Below are 282 nucleotides of genomic sequence, written 5' to 3'. Positions count from 1 at the left end.
ATCAAATGCCGAGCTGGTATGACATCAAAGCCATGAGCAGCGAGGCCCGCGCCATTGATCACGACGAGATGGAAGCCTCGGCGCAGCAGGTGTTGAACCTCATCGAGCAACAACGCGACAGCGGCATCGACCCGGCGCGAATCTTTCTGGCAGGCTTTTCCCAGGGCGGCGCAGTGGTGTTGCACGCAGGCTATCTGCGCTGGCAGGGCCCGCTCGGCGGTGTTCTGGCGCTGTCCACTTATGCACCGACATTCAATAACCAGATGACGCTGTCCGCCAGCC

General features: G+C 61.0%; 1 pseudogene. It reads left to right on the top strand.

From position 1 onward, the window contains the following. A pseudogene (locus EE949_RS00970) lies at positions 1–282 on the top strand (alpha/beta hydrolase); the annotation flags it as partial.

Source organism: Pseudomonas viridiflava (assembly GCF_900602065.1).
Taxonomy (GTDB): Bacteria; Pseudomonadota; Gammaproteobacteria; order Pseudomonadales; family Pseudomonadaceae; genus Aquipseudomonas.
This window is presented reverse-complemented; position numbering and strand designations above follow the sequence as displayed.